The 21,231-nt window shown below is 66.5% G+C and carries 22 protein-coding genes; 16 read left to right on the top strand and 6 right to left on the bottom strand.

What is annotated here, in order from left to right:
* Nucleotides 1–60 precede the first annotated feature (60 nt).
* Genes BN2156_RS07745 through BN2156_RS07755 form a run of 3 tightly spaced genes read left to right on the top strand, consistent with a single transcriptional unit; the run spans nt 61 to nt 3,031 of the window.
* A complete protein-coding gene (locus tag BN2156_RS07745) occupies nt 61–648 on the top strand; it encodes a TetR/AcrR family transcriptional regulator (RefSeq protein WP_090512054.1) in 588 nt (195 codons plus the stop codon).
* The gene (locus BN2156_RS07750; protein ID WP_090512056.1) at nt 648–2,207 is read left to right on the top strand and encodes a flavin-containing monooxygenase; all 1,560 of its coding nucleotides are present in this window, start codon (nt 648–650) and stop codon (nt 2,205–2,207) included. The genes BN2156_RS07745 and BN2156_RS07750 overlap by 1 nt, the downstream gene beginning before the upstream one ends.
* Entirely contained in the window at nt 2,204–3,031 is an 828-nt protein-coding gene (locus BN2156_RS07755) for a mycofactocin-coupled SDR family oxidoreductase (protein WP_090512059.1), read from the top strand. The genes BN2156_RS07750 and BN2156_RS07755 overlap by 4 nt, the downstream gene beginning before the upstream one ends.
* 15 nt (nt 3,032–3,046) lie before the next feature.
* On the opposite strand, the gene BN2156_RS07760 is transcribed toward BN2156_RS07755, so the two are convergent.
* Together BN2156_RS07760 and BN2156_RS07765 are read right to left on the bottom strand one after the other, a co-directional pair.
* On the bottom strand, nt 3,047–3,940 hold the full coding sequence (locus tag BN2156_RS07760) for an acyl-CoA thioesterase (protein ID WP_090512060.1): 894 nt from the start codon (nt 3,938–3,940) through the stop codon (nt 3,047–3,049).
* A 14-nt stretch (nt 3,941–3,954) separates the two neighbouring features.
* Nucleotides 3,955–4,791 carry an LLM class flavin-dependent oxidoreductase gene (locus BN2156_RS07765; RefSeq protein ID WP_090512063.1) on the bottom strand — a complete coding sequence of 279 codons (837 nt, stop codon included), beginning with the start codon at nt 4,789–4,791 and terminating at the stop codon, nt 3,955–3,957.
* A 77-nt stretch (nt 4,792–4,868) separates the two neighbouring features.
* On the opposite strand from BN2156_RS07765, the gene BN2156_RS07770 reads away from it, so the two are divergent.
* The 6 genes from BN2156_RS07770 to BN2156_RS07795 all read left to right on the top strand — a co-directional run bounded on the left by BN2156_RS07770 (nt 4,869) and on the right by BN2156_RS07795 (nt 10,851).
* Entirely contained in the window at nt 4,869–5,507 is a 639-nt protein-coding gene (locus BN2156_RS07770) for a TetR/AcrR family transcriptional regulator (RefSeq protein ID WP_090515638.1), read from the top strand.
* A gap of 112 nt (nt 5,508–5,619) precedes the next feature.
* Nucleotides 5,620–6,849, top strand: a complete 1,230-nt coding sequence (locus tag BN2156_RS07775; protein WP_090512065.1) for an amidohydrolase family protein — start codon at nt 5,620–5,622, stop codon at nt 6,847–6,849.
* A 38-nt stretch (nt 6,850–6,887) separates the two neighbouring features.
* Nucleotides 6,888–8,048, top strand: a complete 1,161-nt coding sequence (locus BN2156_RS07780; RefSeq protein WP_090512066.1) for an acyl-CoA dehydrogenase family protein — start codon at nt 6,888–6,890, stop codon at nt 8,046–8,048.
* Nucleotides 8,045–9,310 (top strand): acyl-CoA dehydrogenase family protein, encoded by a 1,266-nt coding sequence (locus tag BN2156_RS07785; RefSeq protein ID WP_090512069.1) that lies wholly within the window; start codon nt 8,045–8,047, stop codon nt 9,308–9,310. The genes BN2156_RS07780 and BN2156_RS07785 overlap by 4 nt, the downstream gene beginning before the upstream one ends.
* A gap of 43 nt (nt 9,311–9,353) precedes the next feature.
* Nucleotides 9,354–9,947, top strand: coding sequence for a TetR/AcrR family transcriptional regulator (locus tag BN2156_RS07790; protein WP_159402825.1), 594 nt, complete (start codon nt 9,354–9,356; stop codon nt 9,945–9,947).
* A 10-nt stretch (nt 9,948–9,957) separates the two neighbouring features.
* Complete coding sequence (locus tag BN2156_RS07795) at nt 9,958–10,851, top strand: haloalkane dehalogenase (RefSeq protein ID WP_090512075.1); 894 nt, start codon at nt 9,958–9,960, stop codon at nt 10,849–10,851.
* A 17-nt stretch (nt 10,852–10,868) separates the two neighbouring features.
* Here BN2156_RS07795 and BN2156_RS07800 read toward each other — a convergent pair whose 3' ends face one another.
* The gene (locus tag BN2156_RS07800) at nt 10,869–11,891 is read right to left on the bottom strand and encodes an Rv2578c family radical SAM protein (protein ID WP_090512078.1); all 1,023 of its coding nucleotides are present in this window, start codon (nt 11,889–11,891) and stop codon (nt 10,869–10,871) included.
* Nucleotides 11,892–12,061: 170 nt separating this feature from the next.
* Between BN2156_RS07800 and BN2156_RS07805 the strand changes: the two genes are divergently transcribed.
* Entirely contained in the window at nt 12,062–12,880 is an 819-nt protein-coding gene (locus BN2156_RS07805; protein ID WP_090512081.1) for an alpha/beta fold hydrolase, read from the top strand.
* 191 nt (nt 12,881–13,071) lie between these two features.
* Here BN2156_RS07805 and BN2156_RS07810 read toward each other — a convergent pair whose 3' ends face one another.
* Nucleotides 13,072–13,506, bottom strand: a complete 435-nt coding sequence (locus BN2156_RS07810; RefSeq protein ID WP_090512082.1) for an Rv2576c family protein — start codon at nt 13,504–13,506, stop codon at nt 13,072–13,074.
* 235 nt (nt 13,507–13,741) lie between these two features.
* Here BN2156_RS07810 and urtA point away from each other — a divergent pair, with 235 nt between their 5' ends.
* The 6 genes from urtA (at nt 13,742) to BN2156_RS30990 (ending at nt 19,173) form a co-directional block, all read left to right on the top strand.
* Nucleotides 13,742–15,010 (top strand): urea ABC transporter substrate-binding protein, encoded by a 1,269-nt coding sequence (gene urtA / locus BN2156_RS07815; protein WP_090512085.1) that lies wholly within the window; start codon nt 13,742–13,744, stop codon nt 15,008–15,010.
* Nucleotides 15,011–15,895 carry an urea ABC transporter permease subunit UrtB gene (gene urtB / locus BN2156_RS07820; RefSeq protein ID WP_090512087.1) on the top strand — a complete coding sequence of 295 codons (885 nt, stop codon included), beginning with the start codon at nt 15,011–15,013 and terminating at the stop codon, nt 15,893–15,895. It abuts the gene before it with no gap.
* Nucleotides 15,892–17,019: an urea ABC transporter permease subunit UrtC gene (urtC, locus tag BN2156_RS07825; RefSeq protein ID WP_090512089.1), complete on the top strand. Its 1,128-nt coding sequence runs from the start codon at nt 15,892–15,894 to the stop codon at nt 17,017–17,019. Before urtB ends, urtC begins: the two co-directional genes overlap by 4 nt.
* A gap of 56 nt (nt 17,020–17,075) precedes the next feature.
* Entirely contained in the window at nt 17,076–17,831 is a 756-nt protein-coding gene (gene urtD / locus BN2156_RS07830; protein WP_162490831.1) for an urea ABC transporter ATP-binding protein UrtD, read from the top strand.
* On the top strand, nt 17,831–18,523 hold the full coding sequence (urtE, locus tag BN2156_RS07835) for an urea ABC transporter ATP-binding subunit UrtE (RefSeq protein ID WP_090512094.1): 693 nt from the start codon (nt 17,831–17,833) through the stop codon (nt 18,521–18,523). The genes urtD and urtE overlap by 1 nt, the downstream gene beginning before the upstream one ends.
* 98 nt (nt 18,524–18,621) lie before the next feature.
* Nucleotides 18,622–19,173: a hypothetical protein gene (locus tag BN2156_RS30990; RefSeq protein WP_210436583.1), complete on the top strand. Its 552-nt coding sequence runs from the start codon at nt 18,622–18,624 to the stop codon at nt 19,171–19,173.
* Nucleotides 19,174–19,251: 78 nt separating this feature from the next.
* Here BN2156_RS30990 and hisS read toward each other — a convergent pair whose 3' ends face one another.
* Nucleotides 19,252–20,514 carry a histidine--tRNA ligase gene (gene hisS, locus BN2156_RS07845; protein ID WP_090512096.1) on the bottom strand — a complete coding sequence of 421 codons (1,263 nt, stop codon included), beginning with the start codon at nt 20,512–20,514 and terminating at the stop codon, nt 19,252–19,254.
* Nucleotides 20,511–21,176: an MBL fold metallo-hydrolase gene (locus tag BN2156_RS07850; RefSeq protein ID WP_090512098.1), complete on the bottom strand. Its 666-nt coding sequence runs from the start codon at nt 21,174–21,176 to the stop codon at nt 20,511–20,513. Before BN2156_RS07850 ends, hisS begins: the two co-directional genes overlap by 4 nt.
* Nucleotides 21,177–21,231: the final 55 nt, after the last annotated feature.

Consider the following 21,231-nt stretch of genomic DNA (forward strand, 5'->3'; position numbering starts at 1 on the left):
GCTCGGCCCGGATCTGCCGAAACGCTGACCACATTGAACACATCTCGTTAATGTGTTCAAATGCGCGATGCGGACCGTACGGTGTCACCCGCGCTGCTCGCTGCCACCTCTGAGACGCTAAGGCGTTTGGGTCCAAGGCAATTCAGCCTGACGGCGGTCGCCGAACACGCGGGCGTGTCCCGCGGCACCGTGCACAACGCGCTGGGCAGCCGTGACAACGCCATCAGGGTCGGGCTCGACCACCTGGCCGGAGCATTCATCGAGACCATCGCGGCCGAGGTCGGCCGTCACGACACCCTGGCCGACCAGGTTGCCGCGGCCGCGGTTGTCATCTGCGCGCACCGCAGGCAGTCAGGCTCGGTGGCGCCGCGCGGCATCAACGAGAGCATCCTGGTGCTGCTGCTGCGCAATACGGGCGACGACCTGATGCGCCGGTCGATCGACCTGTGGAAGCCGTTCGTGCGCACAGCTCAGGAACGCGGCGAGGTCGGGGCGGGGATCGCGCCGGCACGGGCCAGCGAATGGATCGTGCGCCTGCTGCTGAGCTTCGAACTTCTCCCACCGATCGGCGTGAACCTCGACAGTCCACGTGCGGTGAAACGATTCGTGTCCGACCACATCGTCGTCGGCCTGACCGGAAGGCAGTAATGACCGAGCCAGATTACGAGGTGGCGATCATCGGCGCCGGCCCCGGCGGCATCGCAACCGCACATATGTTGCGCCAGAAGGGTATCCAGGACTTCATCATCATCGAACGGGGCAACGACTTCGGCGGCACGTGGCGCGACAATCACTACCCCGGCCTGGCCGTCGACATTCCCACACTGTGGTACCAGCTGTCGTTCGCCCCCAACCCGAATTGGAGCCGGTTCTTCGCGCCCGGACCGGAGATCCAGCGTTACCTGCAGGACACCGCCACCAACCTCCGGCTTTATGCGCACCTGCGCCCCGACTCGGAGGTGATCCGCCAGGAGTGGGACGACGAACACGGCCTGTGGCGCCTGCAGATCCGTGGCGGTGCGCCGGTGACTGCACGTTTCGTGGTCAGTTCGGTCGGCGGGTATGTCAACGCCAAGAACACCGTGGACATCGAGGGCGTCGAGGACTTCACCGGGACCATCCTGCGCCCCAACGCCTGGGACGACAGCTACGACACCAAGGGCAAGCGCATCGCGGTGATCGGGACCGGATCCTCGGGTGTCCAGATCACCGCTGCTCTGTCCGCGGAGGCCGCCAATCTCGATGTCTACCAACGCACCCCGGCCTGGGTGCTGCCGAAGGTCGACTTCGACATCTCGCCGTGGATGCGCCGGCTGTTCCGGCTGCCCGGAGTCGTCCCGGCCGTCAACGCAGCCGGCCGGCTGGCGATGGACGCCTTCATGGTGGCACCGATCATCCACGTGTTCTCCCGGCTTCCGGACAAATGGTTGCGCCGCTTCATGCCGCTCTATGACGGCTGGTCCCGGCTGCTGTACCGGCTGCTGCTGCGTGCGGTGGTCGACGATCCCGCCACCCGGCGAAAGTTGGTACCGCGCTACGGCATCCTGGCCAAGCGCCCGGTGATCTCCAGCACCTTCCTGCCTGCGCTGAACAATCCCGGTACCCACCTGATCACCACACCGATCGAGCGGATCACCGCGACCGGCATCCGCACCACCGACGGCGTCGAGCACCCAGCCGACCTCCTGGTTCTGGCCACCGGCTACGAGCTGTGGATCGACCCGGAGACCTACCGCCCCGAAACCATCCTGGGCGCATGCGGTTTCGACCTCGCCGAGTACTACCGGGCGCACGGTCTGCACAGCTATGCCGGCACGGCCCACCCGCGCCTGCCCAACCGCTGGGAGATCGTCGGCCCGCTCGGCTTCGTCGGCTTCGCCTGGCCGGACTACGTCGAGACGGTGGCCGCACATGCTGTACGGATCATCGACGAGACGCGCCACCGCGGCGCCCAGGTCGCCACCGTCAGCCAGGACGCGTTCAACCTTTGGAACGCCCGCATGCGCCGCCACGGCCGCGTCGCGCACCTCTACTACACCGCGGCGTCCGGTCTGAACACCTACTTCGTCAACTCCCAGCACGAAACCCCGTACTACCGGCCGCAGACGATCACCGGATCCCGGCAGTTCGCCCGGCACTCACCGCTGTCCGACTACGAATTCACCAATGTCCGCACCACCGCACTACCCGAGGAGCAACCCGTATGAGCGATACCGACACCCCGCTGGCCGGGCGGGTTGCCTACGTCACCGGAGCAGCGCGCGGACAGGGCCGCTCGCACTGCGTGCGACTGGCCCGCGCCGGAGCGGACATCGTCGCGCTCGACGCCTGCGCGCCCGTGGCCGAGCACAACGGATACGCCGCTGCCACCCCGGAGGATCTCGCCGAGACCGTCGCACTGGTCGAAGGCGAGGGACGCAAGATCCTGGCGCGCGAGGTCGATGTGCGCGACGCCGAAGGCCAGCGACGGCTGGTGGCCGATGCCGTCGAACAGTTCGGCCGCCTCGACATCGTCGTGGCCAATGCCGGTGTGCTCAACTGGGGCCGGCTGTGGGAGATTCCGGCGCAGCAGTGGCAGGACATCATCGACGTCAACCTCACCGGTCTGTTCCACACCGTGCAGGCGGTGGTACCTACGATGATCGAGGCCGGCAACGGCGGTTCGATCATCACCGTCAGCTCCGCCGCCGGAATCAAGGCCGTGCCCGGCTGCGGTCACTACTGCGCCAGCAAGTTCGGCGTCGTCGGACTCACCAATTCTCTCGCGGTCGAACTGGGCGAGTTCGGAATCCGGGTGAACTCGATCCACCCGTACGGCACCGATACCCCGATGGGCAACGACCTGTCGATGTACCAGATGTTCGCCGACCATCCGAACTACATCCACAGCTTCTCCCCCGGCGCCCTGCCGACCGATTCGCTGGCCCCGCCAGACACCATCTCCGACATCGTCGTGTGGCTGGCCGGCGATGCGTCGTCGTTGGTCACCGCCGCCCAGATCCCGGCAGACAAGGGGTATCTGAAGATCTGAGCGGCGACGACGAAACTACAGCCGTGAGTGCTCGGAGATGTTGGTGTCGGTGGTGCGCAGCGGACGGATCAGCGCGTCCTGGCTGAACGACGCGATGAGTTCCCCTTCTTCGGTGTGCACGGCGCCGCGCACATACGACATGCCCGAGCCGACCTGGGTGCTCTCGTGGCTGTAGAGCAGCCAGCCATCCCAGCGAACCGGCTCGTGGAAGCTCACCGTGACGGTCATCGGCGCGGTCGAGACGGTGAGGTGAGCTTGCGCGGTGCCGATACCCTCATGCGCCCGCATGGTCGTCGAAATGCCCAGGTGCCCGGTGAAGTACGCGATCAGCGCCTTGGCCAGATCGTCGCGGGCCGGAACGGGATCGTAGCGCAGCCAGGCGTACAGCTCAGGCGGGCCGACCTCGTAGGGGCTGTTGACGTCGACGACGTCGACGATCCGAAGCTCGCGGCCGATCATCGGCATGTGGGAAACGTTTGAATCGGCCGGGCTCGCGACCTCGGGCCGCGGCAGGTGATGACGGATCACGTCACCCGACGGCACATCGGTGAACACCGTGATGGTGATGCAGCGCTTGCCGTTCTGCGAAGCGGCGATCACGGCAGTCGCCGTGGAGCGCCCTTCACTGATCACGTCGAGGTCGAGCTCGACCGGCGGGCCCACCATGACGGCCCGGGCGAACACCGCGTGCGCCGACCGAACCGACTTGTCCGGAAAGCGTTTCGCCGCCGCGACAATGGCCGCGCCGACGATCTGGGTCCCTTCCACCACCTGGCGCTCGTCCACACCGGCGATGCCGGTCTGCACGGTGAAGCGGTTCTCCCCCGCGGGTTCGGCGTCGAACAGGTCGAGCAGCATCTGCAGCGTCCACTGCGTCGGTTCCACGGTGGCCTCGGATTCTGTGGTCATGTCGTTCCTCTCTGTCACGCGTTGATGACTGTCTCGGCGAATTCTGAAATAGTCTGGGGCGCCGCGAAATCGGCGAACCATACATAGAAGCGTTCGACGCCCTGGGCCGACAGCCCGGCGAAGTGGGCGGTGAGTTCCCCGGCGTCGCCGCACACCAACCCGTCGCCGAGGTGCCCGAACAACCGGGCGCTGCGTTCGGTCACCACCGCTCGGTCGGAGCCGCGACCCACGAAGCCGACCATCTGCTGCAGGGAAACCCGGGCCGACCCCACCGTGGGCAGCAATGCGGGCAGCCGATCCAGCTGGTGCGACGGAATGTTCCACCAATCCGCATGCGCACGTACCAGTTCCATCATGCGTTTGCCGGTTCCGCCCAGTACCAGTGGGATCGGGTGTGACGGTCGCGGAGTCTGCGCTCGTTCGTCGTCACCACCCCAATACTGCTGCAGGCCTTGCAGGTTCTCCCCGAGCGTGCGGACCCGCGCTGCGGCGTCGCCGGTCTCGATGCCGAATCGTTCGAACTCCTGCGGCCAGGAACCCGAGCCCAGCCCGAGTTCGAACCGGCCCCCGCTGGCCTCCGACAACGTGACAGCCTGCTTGGCCAGCACCGCCGGATGGCGGAACGCGTCGCACAGCACCAGATGACCGATCCGCAGCCGCTCGGTGCGCGCTGCCACCCACGTGGCGACAGTCATTGCCTCCCAGATGTTTTGGTGGGTCGCACCCGGAGCCTCCAGATGATCGATGAACGCGATGCCGTCGAATCCACTGGCCTCGGCGACCCGGGCACGCTCAACGACGTCGCCGACGTCCAGCCGCACCTGCGGTAAGAACAGAAACCACTCGCTCAATCACAACCTGCCTAATTGCTTCTACAGAAACGGTAACGTCATTCTCGCAAGTGCAGCACGACGGAGGTGATGGCGCAATGGCTAGGCCGGCCGAACGACCGTCCGACGGGGCACGCGCCGAGGCGCAGGCGGACCGGGCCCGCCGCTTCATGAAATCGGCGCTCGCCATCCTCGGCGAGACCGGACGCACCGACTTCACCGTGCTGGAGGTGGTGGAGCGCTCCAAGACCTCACTGAGGTCGTTCTACCAGCACTTTTCCACTAAGGACGAGCTGCTGCTGGCCCTCATCGACAAGATCATGGCCGAGTCCACACAGCGCTGGCGCGCCGACACCGACGGGCTGGCCGGACCCGAGGCGCTGCGGTTGCTCATCGAGCGCATCACCACACCGGCCTCGTCTAGCACCCAGGACAGCATCAACCGTGGCCTGACCTTCTACAACGACCACCTCGCCGAGTCACTGCCCCGCGAATACGCGCGGGTGCTGACACCATTGCACGAGCTCATCCAGGACATTCTGCGGCGGGGCATGGACACCGGCTCTTTTGGGTCGGACGTCGACGTCGAGAGCACCGCGGCGCTGATCATGCAGTCGGTACTGGGGGCGATGCGCCTGCGTTCCCTCGGCGTGGAACTCAATGGATCGCCGATCGACGGCAAGCACATCTACGAGTTCTGCGCGCGCGGCCTGTTGACGCCGCAATCTTCCACTTGACCAGCGCTTTCCCTCGACTTTGGGCGATCGCCCGAATGGGCTCGTCGCGGCGCCTCATCGCGTGGTAACGTCATTACCAGTTTCGGAAACCACACTCTTCCAGGAGGCGAACATGCCGTCACGCGAGCTTCCCTATCCGGTGTTCGACGCCGACAACCACTTCTATGAGCCCCAAGAAGCGCTCACCAAGTTCCTCCCGGAGCACCGCAAAGGCGTCATCGACTACATCGACGTGCACGGCCGCACCAAGATCGTGGTGCGCAACCAGATCAGCGACTACATCCCCAACCCCACGTTCGAGGTCGTCGCCCGGCCGGGCGCCCAAGAGGAGTACTTCCGGCACGGCAGCGGCGGCAAGAGCTACCGCGAGGTGATGGGCAAGCCCATGAAGGCGATCCCCGCATTCCGCAATCCCGAAGCGCGCCTTGAGGTTCTGGACAGCCTCGGCCTGGATTACACGATCATGTTCCCGACATTGGCCAGCCTGGTCGAGGAACGCCTCAAGGATGATCCCGACCTGATCCTCGACATCATCCACGCGCTCAACGAGTGGATGTACGAGACGTGGCAGTTCAACTATGCCGACCGCATCTTCTCCACCCCCGTCATCAATCTCGGTGTCGTCGACCGCGCCCTCGAAGAACTCGAATGGTGCCTGGAACGCGGGGCCAAGACCGTGCTGGTCCGCCCGGCGCCGGTGCCCGGCTACCGCGGCAGCCGCTCACTCGGATTCCCCGAGTTCGACCCGTTCTGGGACGCCTGCGTGAAAGCCGGTATCCCGGTCTGCATGCACGCCTCGGACAGCGGTTATGCCCAGTACCTCAACGACTGGGAGCCGGCCGACGAGTTCCTGCCGTTCAAGCCGACATCCTTCCGGATGGTCGCGATGGGTAAGCGGCCGATCGAAGACACCATGGCCGCACTGGTCTGTCACGGCGCGCTGACCCGCAACCCGGACCTGCGCATCCTGTCGGTGGAGAACGGCGCCTCGTGGGTGCCCTACCTGTTCTACCAATTCAAGGACGTCTATTCGAAGATGCCGCAAGAGTTCCCAGAGGATCCCATCGAGGCGTTCAAGCGCTGCGTGTACGTCGCCCCGTTCTGGGAGGACGACTTCAAGCAGATGGCGGATCTGTGCGGCATCGATCGCGTGATCTTCGGATCCGACTGGCCGCATCCCGAGGGCCTGGCCGATCCGATCAACCTGGTCGAGGACCTGCAGGCACACGGCCTCGACGAGGAAGGTGTCCGAAAGGTGATGGGCGGCAACCTGGTCGACCTTTTCAAGGTCGAGAACAAGAAGGTGTACCGGCCCGATGTGCCGGCGCTTGTCCTGAACTGACCTAGTCCTCCTCACACACAAGAAGCTGGGCCGACTCCATGACCGATGTGGCAAATCCCGAACAGATGCTGTTCGCCTCCACCGCGCAGGCCTTCCTGGAAAAGGAGGTGCCGCTGACCCGAGTGCGTCAGCTGCACGCCGAGGGCATCGCGTTCGATTCCCGATGGTGGGGCCGCGCAGCTGAATTGGGATGGGCCAGCCTGCTGGTGCCCGAGGAGCTGGGCGGCGGCAGTCCGTCCGGGGACGGCGTCACCGACCTGGCCCTACTCGCCGAGCAGGCCGGGCGCACTGTGGCGCCCGGGCCGCTGCACCCGGTCAGCATCGTGCTGGCCGGTCTGGTCGAGGCTCCCGGCGGGCATGAGGAATTGATCGAAGCGCTGGTGTCCGGCGAGACGGTGGCTTCCTGGGCGGTCTATGAGCCCACCCGGCCGTTCGGCGCCCTCCAGTCCGCCGGCGGCGTCGCCACCACGGCCACCCGCACCGGATCGGGATACCGGATCGACGGCGTCAAGGACCGTGTCGAGGCCGGCGACCAGAGCGGCGCGGTGCTCGTGGTCGCCGTCTGCGACGGTCAGATCCGGCAGTTCGTGGTCCCCGTCGACGCGGCCGGGGTCACCGTCACGCCGCAGAACTCGGTGGATCTGGTCAAGCGTTACGCCCGAGTGGAATTCGACGGTGTCGAGGTCGGCGAATCCGCCGCGCTGGGTTCGGCCGAGCAGACCCCGGCGATCATCGAACGCCAGCGTCAGGTGGCCCTGCTGCTGCAGTGCGCCGAAATCGTCGGGATCCTCGACACCGTGCTCACGATGACCAATCAGTGGCTGGTCGACCGACACAGTTTCGGTCGCCCGCTGGCGTCATACCAGGCGCTCAAACACCGCGCCGCCGACATGAAGATGTGGTTCGAAGCCGCGCGCGCCACCACGGCGGGGGCCGTGGCCGCGGTGGCCGAACGCTCCGCGGAAGCGCCGAAGCTCGTCAGCGTCGCGAAAGCCTATGTGGCCGAACGTGCTCCGGTGATGTTGCAGGACTGTGTGCAACTGCATGGCGGCATCGGGGTGACCTGGGAACACGACCTGCACCTCTACCTGCGCAGGGCCGCCCTGTACCGGGCCATGTACGGCTCACCCGAAGACCACCACCGCGCGGTGTACGCGCTGAGCCGCAAGACCCGAGCCACCGAGGAGATTGGGGCATGACCGACACCGTGAGCACCCCCGCCACCACTGAGTCTGTCGAAGACTTCGCCCTGCGAGCCAGGGCATGGCTGGCCGAGAACATGCCGCCCATCGACCCGCAGAACCCCCCGTTCGCGGTGCGCGCCGAGACCGAATCCTGGCAACGCGCAAAGGAACTGCAGAAGCGACTCTACGAAGGCGGATTCGCCGGTATCTGCTTCCCGCGGGAGTACGGCGGCCTGGGCCTGGATTACGCGTACCAGAAGGCGTTCAACGACGAATGCACGGCCTACGAGATGCCGCTGATTCTCAACACACCGTCGTTCACGATCTGCGGCGCGACGATTCTCGACATGGGCAGCGAAGAGCAGAAGCGGGAACGCATCTCGGCCGCGATCCGCGGCGACGAGGTGCTCTGCCAATTGTTGTCCGAGCCCAGCGGCGGATCGGATCTGGCCGGTGTGATCACCCGGGCCGAGCGTCAGGGTGACACATGGATCATCAACGGGGCCAAGACCTGGAGCACCAGTGCGTTCGCGGCCGACTACGGGCTGATGCTGGCCCGCACCGACTGGACCGTGCCCAAACACGAGGGCCTGACCATGTTCCTGGTGCCGCTGAATGCGCCGGGTATCACGATGCGCCGCATCACCGAGGTCAACGGCAACGAGGAGTTCTGCGAGGAGTTCTTCGACAACCTGGAGCTTCCCGCCGACGCCGTCGTGGGCGAGGTCAATGACGGCTGGACGGTTGCCTCGCGCCAGCTGCACCACGAACGTCGCGCTGTCGGTGGCGGTTCCGAATTCGCCAGTGGCACCGGGGCCGAGAACGCGAACGAGATGCCACCGGACCACGTCGGGCTGGCCGAGGCCACCGGCCAGGGTGACGATGCCCGGGTCCAGGATCTGGCCGGGCGCGCCCTGGTGCGACGCATCGTCAAGAAGCAACTCATCGACCACGTGGGCACCGCGATCGGCAACGGATCACTGCCGCCGAATGCCGGCACCTTGATCCGGCTGTTCCACGCCGAGACAACCGAACTCGAGGTGGATACCGCGCTGGCCATCGCGGGTACCGCCGGTGTGGTCGACGAGGGCTCGGCGGATGTGGCCGGCCTGCTCGACATCGGTGTGCGCTACCTGTCGCGTCAGACCGGGTCGCTGGGCGGCGGCAGCTCGGAGATGGCGCGCAATGTGATCGGTGAGCGGATTCTCGGCTTCCCCCGCGAACACGCTGCCGACCGCGGCGTGCCGTTCAATCAGGTCAAGCGCAACAAGAGCTGATCTGCCCGGCCTCCCCAGTAGGGGGATTCACATGATGGCCGTCATGCGAAATTCAGCGACGAAGCGCGCCGACAGCAAGCAGGAGTCTCAGGACCGGATCCTGGATGCCGCCGCACGCAGGCTGCGTGAAGAGGGATTGACCGGCGCCGGCATCGCTGCGGTCATGCGCGATGCCGGGCTCACCCACGGCGCCTTCTACTCCCACTTCGGCACCAAGGACGAGCTCGCGAGCGCGGCCTTCGCCCATGCCATCGGCACCGGCCGTCCACGGTGGATCAAGCCCGCGCGCGGTGAATCCTGGCGGGCCCGCCTGACTGGCCTGGCGAAGCGCTACCTCACCACGGCACATCGCGACGACCTGGCGACCAGCTGCGCATTCGCCACCCTGGGCTCCGAGGCAGCCCGTGGATCCGACGAATTTCGCGCCGCCTACGAACGTGAGCTGCGGGCGTCGCTGTCCGCGATCTGCGACGACGACGCCGATCCCGCACGCTTCGACGAGGCCATCGCATTGATGGCGCTCTGTGTCGGCGGCATGACCCTGTCCAGGGCAGTCGCCGACCCCGAGTTCTCCGCGCGCATCTTGCGTTGTGCGCGGGCCGCCGCCGCCAAAGTTGCCGGAGACCAACCACATTGAGGAGAACGCCATGCTCAGCGCTGAACCGTACGGAAAGCTGCAGTACACCGAGATCAACGGGAAGCAGATGGCGTACATCGACGAGGGAGAAGGCGGTGACGTTTCGGCCATCGTGTTCCAGCACGGCAATCCCACCTCGTCGTACCTGTGGCGCAACGTGATGCCGCACCTGGAAGGCCTCGGCCGGCTGGTGGCGTGCGATCTGATCGGCATGGGCGGGTCGGACAAGCTCGACGATTCCGGGCCGGACCGCTACCACTATGCGGAGCAGCGCGACTATCTGTTCAAGCTCTGGGACTCACTGGATCTGGGAGACCGGGTGGTGCTCGTCCTGCACGACTGGGGATCTGCTCTTGGCTTCGACTGGGCCAATCAGCATCGCGACCGCGTAGCCGGCATCGCCTACATGGAGGCCATCGCATCGCCGATGACATGGGAGGATTGGCCCGACCCGGTGCGGGAGGTCTTCCAGGGCTTCCGCTCCCCCAATGGCGAGTCGATGGTCTTGGAACAGAACATGTTTGTCGAAGCCGTCCTTCCTGGAGCGATCCGGCGCACATTGACCGACGAGGAGATGGACTACTACCGCGGGCCGTTCCGCGAGCCGGGCGAGGGCCGCCGCCCCACGCTGTCGTGGCCGCGGAGCATCCCGGTCGACGGCGAGCCCGCCGACGTCGTCGCGACAGTCGAGGACTACGGCAACTGGCTCAAGACCAGCGACGTCCCCAAACTCTTCGTCAACGCCGAACCTGGCGCGATCGTCCGCGGGCGCATCCGTGAATTCGTTCGGACCTGGCCGAATCAGACCGAGGTGACGGTGGCCGGTTCGCATTTCATCCAGGAGGACAGCCCAGCCGAGATCGGTGCGGCCATCGCGGACTTCGTTCGCCGACTCGGCGACTGAACGAACCGACCAACCGTTCAGAACAGCGTCGGCTGCGCGACCGCCGGCTCCCCGACGATCGCCGGAGCGGGAGCCGGCGCCGGCGTCATCCGCGCGGTGCGAGCCAGGCCGTGCCGGGCGACCAAAGGCGCGGCACGCGCCCGCAGCATGTCGCGGTAGTCCGCGGGCAGGTACGCCCCGCGCCGATACAGCCGCTGGTATTCACCGACCAGGTCAGGACGCGTGCGTGCCAGCCAATCCATGAACCAGCCGCGGGTGGAACCGCGCAGATGCAGACCGAACACGGTCACCCCGTTGGCACCGGCCGCCGCGATCCGGCCGAGCAGCGCATCGAGATGCTCGACGGAATCAGTCAGATGCGGCAACACCGGGGCGACCATGACATGACAGTCCAGGCCCGCGTCGCGAATCGCCGAGATCAGACCGAGGCGAGCCTGCGGCGACGGCGTTCCCGGTTCGACCTCGCGGTGCAGATCGTCGTCGCCGACCGCCAGTGACACCGCGACACTGACCGGTACCCGGCGGGACGCGTCGGCCACCAATCCGAGGTCCCGACGCAGCAGCGTGCCCTTGGTGAGAATGGAAAACGGGGTTCGGGAATCCGCCAGCGCCCCGATGATCCCGGGCATCAGCGCATACCGGCCCTCGGCCCGCTGATAGGGGTCGGTGTTGGTGCCCAGCGCGACCGCCTCCCGGGTCCAGGATGGGCGACGCAGTTCGCGGCGCAGCACCTCGGCGACGTTGGTCTTGACCACGACCTGGGTGTCGAAGTCCGACCCGCAGTCCAGGTCCAGGTACTCATGAGTGGGACGGGCGAAGCAGTAACGGCAGGCATGACTACAGCCGCGATAGCCGTTGACCGTGAAGCGAAACGGCAGCGCGGAGGCCGCAGGCACCTTGTTGAGGGCTGATTTGCACAGCACCTCATGGAAGGTCATCCCCTCGAACTGCGGCGAGCGGACGCTGCGTACGAATCCGACCCGCTGCAGGCCGGGCAATGCACCGTCGTCGACACCCACCGCCTGCCCATCCCAGCGCACCCATCAATCGAACATCCGTTCGATCTCGATGTCAAGGTAATTCCACCCGTGTCGGGCTTCTGGTCAGGTCGAGGAACACCGCGCACCCCAGCCGGGTTCGTAGCAGTGTGCCGGCGAACCGTCGGCCACCCCCTCGCATCGCGACGACTCACGATTGGACCTGCGCCAGAATGACATTCACGCCACCGCAACCGGACACGGTCGAGTACGCCCGCGCCGGAACGACGCTGAGCCATCGGGTCCGGCCCGGTACCGGGACTCCACTGGTGCTCGTCCCCGGGGTCATGGCCGACGCAGCGACGTGGCAACCGGTGGTGGACGCCGTCGAGCTACCCAATCCGGTGGTCACCCTGAACCGGCGCGGCCGTGCCCCCAGCGGTGCTCTCGGCGCCGACTATTCGGTGGGCGTCGAGGTCGCCGACCTACGGCACGTCCTCGACCGGCTCGGCCATGCCCACCTGTTCGGCTGGAGTTACGGCGCGCTGGTCGCGCTGGAAGCCGCGCTTGGCACCGCCCAGGTCCGTTCGGTGACCGCATACGAACCGGTCAGCCGCCCCTTCGCCCCAGACGTCGTCCCCCAGCTTCGCCGCGCCATCACCGCCGGGGATCTCGATCAGGCGGTCGCGCTGATCAATACCGAGGTGTCCGGATTCTCTGCCGAGTACGTCGCCGACCTACGCGGCGGCCCCGCGTGGCCGGTCCTACGGCGGCTCGCCGTCCCGCTGGGCGAAGAACTGGCCGCGATCAATGCGTATCAACCGGCTCTCGACCGCTACCGACAGCTCGGTATGCCGGTGACACTCATCCTCGGCGCCCTGAATGAGAACCGGGCGCCGTACGGTAGCGCCTTTGCGCCGTTCGCGGCCGCGTTACCTCAGGCACATGTCGCCCGACTGCCAGGGCAAGGCCACCTGGCGCACGTCGAAGCACCGGCCGATCTCGCACGCGCGATCACGGCTGCAGTCCGCGAAGCCGAGGCCAATAGATGAGACTGGTGCGCCGATGCCGCGGTTTCGGGTACGGCATCGGCGCGCGCCGAGGGCGCTTGCCCAGTCGATCGCGCATCTAGACGGAAGCGGAACCGCCCGATGCGCACTCGTTTATCGAACAACAGTTCGAGCGCGACGTCAAGGCCGTTCCCAGTCCGTGGGAAGTCGGGTACCGACCTCCACACGGATCGCTACCACTGACCGAGCTGGCACCGCGGGCTGTACGGGTGATCGTTCTGGACGGCGATCTGACCGTCGACCGAGATCTCGCAATGCGCGTTGGGCTCGGCCCGGCCGCCGTGCGTGGTGCTCGCGACGGTGAAGATGGCCCACTGCGGATCGGCGAGCGTGGTTTCGAACACCCACGGCGCGTCCGGACCGACGTTGACCGTCGCCTTCTGCAGGTACTTGTACGCGTCGGCGTTGTAGGCGTCTTTACTCGCCGGCTGAGCCGTCAGGTAGTAGAGGTCGAACTCGTAAGGTGCTCCGGAGGTCAGCGTGTACTTGACCTTGTGGCCCTGGGCGTCCGGCTCCGCATACGACGTTGCGTTGGAGACCGCCATACCCGCAGCCGCCAGAACCAGCGCTGCACCGACCGTGGTTGTCGCTTTTCGCATGTTCCTCATATCGACGCAGGCTACCGCCTTGTTACAGGTGCGACTAACGGGTCTGGTGGCACTGCGCCAACGGCAAACCAACTCGGTCTAGCTTGAGGTTAATTTGTTTGTCACACACAGACATTTCCCAGTAACAGCTGCGCTCTAACGTCCCGATTCGACACCCGCACCGGGCGTCAGCCTCTTGCTCCGCTGCCGATCGTGATCGGCCGAGAAGCGCTGCCATTCAAGGGAAAGGTCGCCCATGCGAGTTCCAGGACGTGTCCCGTTGCGTCGGTCAACGTTAGCCGCAGGGAGTGTGATCGCAGCTGCCAGCCTGCTATTGGCCGGCTGCGGCAGTCGGGCGAGCGAAACCGACTCAGCAAACGCGGCATCCTGTGTGGACACATCCGGCCCCAAGATCAAAGTCGGATCGTTGAACTCGCTGTCGGGCACGATGGCCATTTCCGAGGTGACGGTGCGCGACGCGATCAAGCTCGCGGTCGAGGAGATCAACACCAAGGGCGGCGTCTTGGGCAAACAGATCGAGCTGATCGGCGAGGACGGAGCCTCCGAGCCCACGGTGTTCGCTGAAAAGGCCGAGAAGCTGATCAGCAGCGATTGTGTGGCGGCGGTGTTCGGCGGCTGGACCTCCTCGAGCCGCAAGGCCATGCTCCCGGTGTTCGAGAGCGCCAACGCCCTGCTGTACTACCCGGTGCAGTACGAGGGGCTGGAGTCGAGCAAGAACATCTTCTACACCGGCGCCACCACCAACCAGCAGATCGTCCCGGCGCTGGACTATCTGAAGGAGAAGGGCGTCAAGTCGCTCTATCTCGTGGGCAGCGACTACGTCTTCCCGCAGACGGCAAACCGGATCATCAAGGCCTACGCCAAGGACAACGGCATCGAGATCAAGGGCGAGGACTACACGCCACTGGGCTCGACCGACTTCTCCACCATCGTCAACAAGGTCCGCAGTGCCGACGCCGACGCCGTGTTCAACACCCTCAACGGTGACTCCAACGTGGCGTTCTTCCGCGAGTACAAGAACGTGGGCCTGACCCCGCAGGAAATGCCCGTCGTCTCGGTCTCCATCGCCGAGGAAGAGGTCGGCGGTATCGGCGTGCAGAACGTCACCGGCCAGCTGACCGCGTGGAACTACTACCAGACCATCGACACCCCGGTGAACAACGCCTTCGTCAAGGCCTACAAGGACTTCGTCAAGGATCCGAAGAAGCCCACCTCAGATCCGATGGAAGCCGCCTACGTATCGGTGTACTTGTGGAAGAACACCGTCGAGAAGGCCAAGTCGTTCGACGTCACGGCGATTCAGGACAACGCCGACGGCGTCAGCTTCGACGCCCCGGAGGGCAAGGTCACGATCGACGGCGAGAACCACCACATCACCAAGACCGCGCGGATCGGCGAAATCCGGCCCGACGGACTGATTTACACGATCTGGGAGTCCAAGGGACCGATCGAGCCCGACCCGTACCTGAAGTCCTACCCGTGGGCCGCGGGGCTGTCCGGCTAGATGGACATCCTGATCGGCCAGCTGGCAACAGGATTGAGCCTCGGCTCAATCCTGTTGCTGGCCGCGCTCGGACTCTCCCTGACCTTCGGCCAGATGGGCGTCATCAACATGGCGCACGGCGAATTCATCATGGCCGGCTGCTACACCGCCTATGTGGTGCAGCAGGTCATCACCAACGCCGGTGCCTCACTGTTGATTTCGCTACTGGTCGGGTTCCTCGTCGGCGGCGCCATGGGCGCCCTGTTGGAGGTGACGCTGATCCGGCGGATGTATCACCGTCCACTGGACACGCTGCTGGTCACCTTCGGTGTCGGGCTGATCCTGCAGCAGGTGGCCCGTGACATCTTCGGCGCGCCTGCGGTCAACGTGGTTGCCCCGGAATGGCTCTCGGGCGGGGTCGAGATTCTGGGCGCCGTGGTGCCCAAGACCCGCATCTTCATCCTGGTGCTGGCCGTCGTGTGTGTGGCGGTGCTCGCCACGGTGCTCAAGACCAGTCCGATGGGCCGGCGGATCCGGGCAGTGGTGCAGAACCGCGATCTGGCCGAGACCAGCGGTATCTCGTCACGCAGAACCGACATCACCACCTTCTTCATCGGATCCGGGCTGGCCGCGGTGGCCGGTGTGGCGCTCACGCTGATCGGCTCGACCAGTCCGACCATCGGCCAGAGCTTCCTGATCGACGCCTTCCTGGTGGTGGTGGTCGGTGGGCTGGGCCAGATCAAGGGCACCGTGATCGCGGCATTGGCCCTCGGTTTCCTGAACTCGTTCATCGAATACAGCACCACAGCGTCGCTGGCCAAGGTGATCGTGTTCGCCATCATCGTGATCTTCCTGCAGGTACGCCCGCAGGGGTTGTTCACGGTCCGGACCAGGAGTCTCGTGTGAGAACCATCATCGGCCGCTGGCAGACCTGGGCCGGGTTCGGTGTCGCGGCAGTGTTGCTGTTCGGGGTGGCGCCGGCAGTGCTGTCGGATTTCCGGCTCAGCCTGCTCGGCAAGTTCCTGTGTTTCGCGATCGTGGCTGTGGGCATCGGATTGGCTTGGGGCCGTGGCGGAATGCTCGTCCTGGGCCAGGGGGTGTTCTTCGGCCTCGGCGGCTACATGATGGGCATGCACCTCAAGATCGCCGATGCCCAGATCCGCGGGCACGACGTGCCCGACTTCATGCAAATCGCCGGGGTGCGCCACCTGCCCGGTTACTGGGAGCCGTTCGCCTCCCCCGCGTTCACGTTGGCGGCAATCCTGCTATTGCCGGCCGGGGTCGCGGCCCTGCTCGGTTTCGGTGTGTTCAAGCGCCGCGTCAAGGGCGCCTACTTCGCGATCCTGTCGCAGGCACTGGCCGCGGCGCTGGCGATCCTGCTCGTCGGCCAGACCAGCCTGGGCGGCAGCAACGGGTTGACCAACTTCCGAACCTTCTTCGGGTTCAACCTCAATGACCCCGCCAACAAGCGGATGGTGTACTTCATCGCGGCGGCCACACTGCTGATCGTGGTCGTCGTGGTCCGTCAGCTGATGTACAGCCGCTACGGCGAGCTGTTGGTCGCCGTGCGCGACGGCGAGGAACGCGTGCGGTTCCTCGGCTACGACCCGGCCAACATCAAGGTGGTGGCGTACACGCTGGCCGCGCTGTTCGCCAGCATCGCCGGCGCCTTGTTCGTGCCGATCGTCGGCTTCATCGCACCGTCCCAGGTCGGCATCGTGCCGTCCATCGCGTTCCTGATCGGAGTCGCGATCGGCGGGCGCACCACCCTGCTGGGCCCGGTCCTCGGCGCCATCGGCGTGGCCTGGGCGCAAACCCTGTTCTCCGAACGGTTTCCGTCGGGCTGGATCTATGCCCAAGGCCTGTTGTTCATCGTCGTCGTCGGCTTCTTCCCCGCCGGCCTGGCCGGGCTCGGGGTGCTGGTCACCCGGTGGCGTCGCAACCGGTCCGCCAAACCCGGCGAGCAGAGCACGCCCGAGACGGCACCGGACACCGACTCCGATACCGAGAAAGTAGGTGCCGCATCGTGACCGGAACCGAACAGGCAAGCGAGGCGCCGGAGCCGGTGGCGGGCGGCAACGCGGGCATGGGCGCCGAGTACCTGGAAGTCCGGGGCCTCACCGTCGATTTCGACGGGTTCAAGGCGGTCAGCGACGTCGATCTCACCTTGTTCCAGGGGGATCTGCGCTTCCTGATCGGACCCAACGGTGCGGGAAAGACGACCGTCATCGACGCCATCACCGGGCTGGTGGGGGCCACCGGTTCGGTGAACAAGTCGGGCGTCGAGTTGCTCGGCAAGAAAGTGCACCAGATCGCCCGACTGGGCGTGGGCCGCACCTTCCAGACCGCGAGCGTGTTCGAACAACTGACGGTGCTGCAGAACCTCGACATCGCGGCGGGCGCCGGCCGTTCGCCGTGGACCCTGCTGCGCCGGCGGCGGGGTGTGCTGCCCGCGATCGAGGAGGCATTGGAAACCACCGGCCTGGCGGATCTGGCCGACAAGCCGGCCGGCGTGCTGGCCCACGGCCAGAAACAGTGGCTCGAGATCGGCATGCTGCTGGTGCAGAACGCCGACGTCCTGTTGCTCGATGAACCGGTGGCCGGGATGAGCCACGAGGAACGCGAGGAGACCGGGAACCTGTTGCGCCGCATCGGCGGAACCCGCACGGTGGTCGTCGTCGAGCACGACATGGACTTCATGCGGGCGTTCGCGACCTCGGTGACGGTGCTGGCCCGCGGCCAGGTGATCGCGGAGGGTTCGGTGGCCGAGGTCCAGGCCAACCCGAAGGTCCAAGAGGTCTACCTCGGCACCGCCGCGGCCGGCGTGGAAGGAATCGTCTGATGCTCGAAATGCTCGATGTCCGAACCGGTTACGGCCGTTCCGAAGTGATCCACGGGGCGAGCATCGCGGTGCCCGCCGATGGTGTCGCGGCGGTGATGGGCCACAACGGTGCGGGTAAGACCACCCTGCTGCGGGCTGCCGTCGGACTGCTCAAATGCAGTGCGGGCAAGGTGCTTTTCGGCGGGGAGGACATCACCAAACTGCGTCCGAGTGCGCGGGTGGCCCGCGGCCTGGCGTACGTGCCCCAGGGACAGCAATCGTTCGGCCAGCTGACCACCGCGGAGAATCTCCAGGTGGTGGCCGACGGCCGTAAGAACGGCAAGGCGCTGATCGACGAGCAACTGGACCTGTTCCCCGCCCTCAAAGAACTGCTCAACCGGCGGGCTGGTCTCCTGTCGGGCGGGCAGCGCCAACAGCTCGCCATCGCGCGGGCGTTGATCACCAGTCCCAAATGTCTGATCCTCGACGAGCCCACCGAAGGCATCCAGCCCTCGGTGGTGGCCGAGATCGAATCGGCGATCACCTCGCTGACCGCCCGCGGCGATCTGGGTGTGTTGCTGGTGGAGCAGCACATCGGGTTCGCACTGGAATCCGCTCAGCGCTACTACATCCTGGAGGCCGGGCGCATCACCTCGAACGGCACCGGCGGCTCGACATCCGAAGCCGACGTTCGCGCCGCCATGGCCATCTGATCCCCAGCACCGCGAGCGTGCGCGTCTGCCGCCCGACACGCCGCCGATCGTCGGCATTTCCCGCACGCTCGCGGCCCGCCACAGGCACACTTTCGACCATGACCCAACCGGCGCAGCCCCGGGTTCTGGCCGATACCGGCGGAACGGTGGTGGCCGAGCACGGGCCGCTCGTCGTCGTCATCGATCGGGGCAACGGCCCCTTGACGACCGCGGCGTTCGTCCTCGGTGTGTTGGCGGTCGTGTTCGGCGGGTTCGGCGCCGTCACACTCGCACTCGCGGCCTCGGCCGGGCGCGGGGCTGACATACCCCCGGTGGTGAGTGCGGTATTTCTCGCGGCCGGGCTGGCCTTCGCCGCCGCGACAATCGCCGCGGTGCGACGGATCAAGGCGAAGAACCGGCGGCCGCTGACCGGCTACCGGGCGGTGGCGGTGTTCGACCGGGCCCGCGGAGTGCTCACCGACGCCGACGGCGTGGTGCTGGCCCCACTGTCGCAGGTGCAGCTCGCCCGGCGGATGCAGCTGGGGTCCAGCTCACCCAAACTCGTCGCGATGACCCCGAGCGGCGATCGGGTCCTGAAGCGGGGCAACCCTTTCAACGGCGGCATCGGCAACCTGGACGAGGTACTCACCGCGGCGGTGTATGGCCGCTGAGCCCGCGTGAGCGTGCACAGAATGCTGCCGGAATGCGGCGTGTCGGGGGGCAGACACGCACGCTCGCGGTGCAGGAGATCAGGCCAGGCGGGAAAGTACCTCGGCGACAACGGAATCGGCGGCGACATCGACCTGCTCGCCGGTCGAGAGATCCTTGAGCCCGACGGTGCCGGCCTCGATGTCGCGGTCGCCCGCGACGAGTGCGTACTTGGCGCCCGAACGGTCGGCCGCCTTCATCGCACCCTTGAGCCCGCGGTCGCCGTAGGCCAGGTCCACACGGACCCCGCCGGCCCGCAGCCGCGCGGCCAGCTTGGCCAGTTCCAGCTTGGCGGCCTCACCCAACGGCACACCGAACACCTCGACGCCGCCGGCACCGGCCACCGTCTTGCCCTCGGCCTGCAGTGCCAGCAGGGTCCGGTCGACGCCGAGCCCGAAGCCGATGCCCGACACATCCTGCCCGCCGAGCTGACTCATCAAACCGTCGTAGCGGCCACCGCCACCGATGCCGGACTGCGCGCCCAGCCCGTCGTGGACGAACTCGAACGTGGTCTTGGTGTAGTAATCCAGCCCGCGCACCATCCGCGGATTGATCACGTACGGTACGCCGAGCGCGTCGAGGTGCGCCTGCACCACCTCGAAGTGGGCCTTGGCGCTGTCGGACAGGTGGTCGAGCATCAGCGGCGCATCGGCGGTCATCTCACGCACGTGCGGCCGCTTGTCATCGAGCACCCGCAGCGGGTTGATCTCGGCGCGTCGCCGGGTTTCCTCGTCGAGGTCGAGCTTGAACAGGAAGTCCTGCAGCAGCTCCCGGTACGCCGGGCGGCACGTGTCGTCGCCCAGCGAGGTGATCTCCAGGCGGAACCCGTCCAGACCGAGGGACCGGAAACCGGCGTCGGCCACCGCGATCACCTCGGCGTCCAGCGCGGGGTCGTCGATCCCGATGGCCTCCACGCCGACCTGCTGCAGCTGGCGGTAGCGCCCGGCCTGCGGGCGTTCATACCGGAAGAACGGGCCCGAGTAGCAGAGCTTCACCGGCAACGCGCCCCGGTCCAGGCGGTGCTGGATCACCGCACGGATCACGCCGGCGGTCCCCTCGGGACGCAGCGTCACCGAGCGGTCACCCCGGTCGGCGAACGTGTACATCTCCTTGGACACCACATCGGTGGACTCGCCCACACCGCGGGCGAACAGCGCGGTGTCCTCGAAGATCGGCAGCTCGATGTCGCCGTAACCGGCGCGCCGCGCCGCGCCCAGCAGGCCGTCCCGGACCGCCACGAACTGCGCCGACTCCGGCGGGAGGTAGTCGGGCACGCCCTTGGGCGCCTGGAATGCAGATGTCACAGAGTCAAACCTTCGAGAAACGGGTTGGTGCGGCGTTCGTGCCCGATGGTCGTGCCAGGGCCGTGCCCTGGTAATACCACGGTGTCGTCGTCGAGTACCAACAGCTTTGTCACGATCGAGATGAGTAGGTCACGTCCGCTGCCACCGGGCAGGTCGGTGCGTCCCACCGAGGACCGGAACAGCGTATCGCCCGTGAACACCGTCTGGCCCACCCGGAACACCACCGAACCCCTCGTGTGTCCCGGCGTGTGGTCGACAGCGACCGAGACGCCGCCGAAATCGAGGATCTGACCGTCGCGGTCCAGCTCGACCAGCTGTTTGGGCTCGGAGAACAGCACCCCGAAGGCCAGACGGGACAGGCGTCCCAAGACCGCAGGCCCGAACCCCTTGATCGGGTCGGTCAGCATGAACCGGTCCTCCGGGTGGATGTAGGCCGGGCAGCCATAGGTGTCGGCCACCTTCTGGGCTGACCAGATGTGATCGAGGTGACCGTGCGTCAGCAGGACCGCGGCCGGGGTCAGGCGGTTCTCGTCGAGGATCCGGCGAAGCCGGTCCATCGCGCGCTGGCCCGGGTCGACGACGATCGCGTCGGCCCCTGGCCGCGCGGCCAGGACGTAGCAGTTGCACGCCAGCATCCCGGCCGGAAATCCGGTAACGAACACGGCTTCAGTTTCCCATGACCGCGCCGTCACCTGCGGTTCCCGCGGGTCGCGGCCC

The sequence above is a fragment of the Mycolicibacterium neworleansense genome (assembly GCF_001245615.1).
Taxonomy (GTDB): Bacteria; Actinomycetota; Actinomycetes; order Mycobacteriales; family Mycobacteriaceae; genus Mycobacterium; species Mycobacterium neworleansense.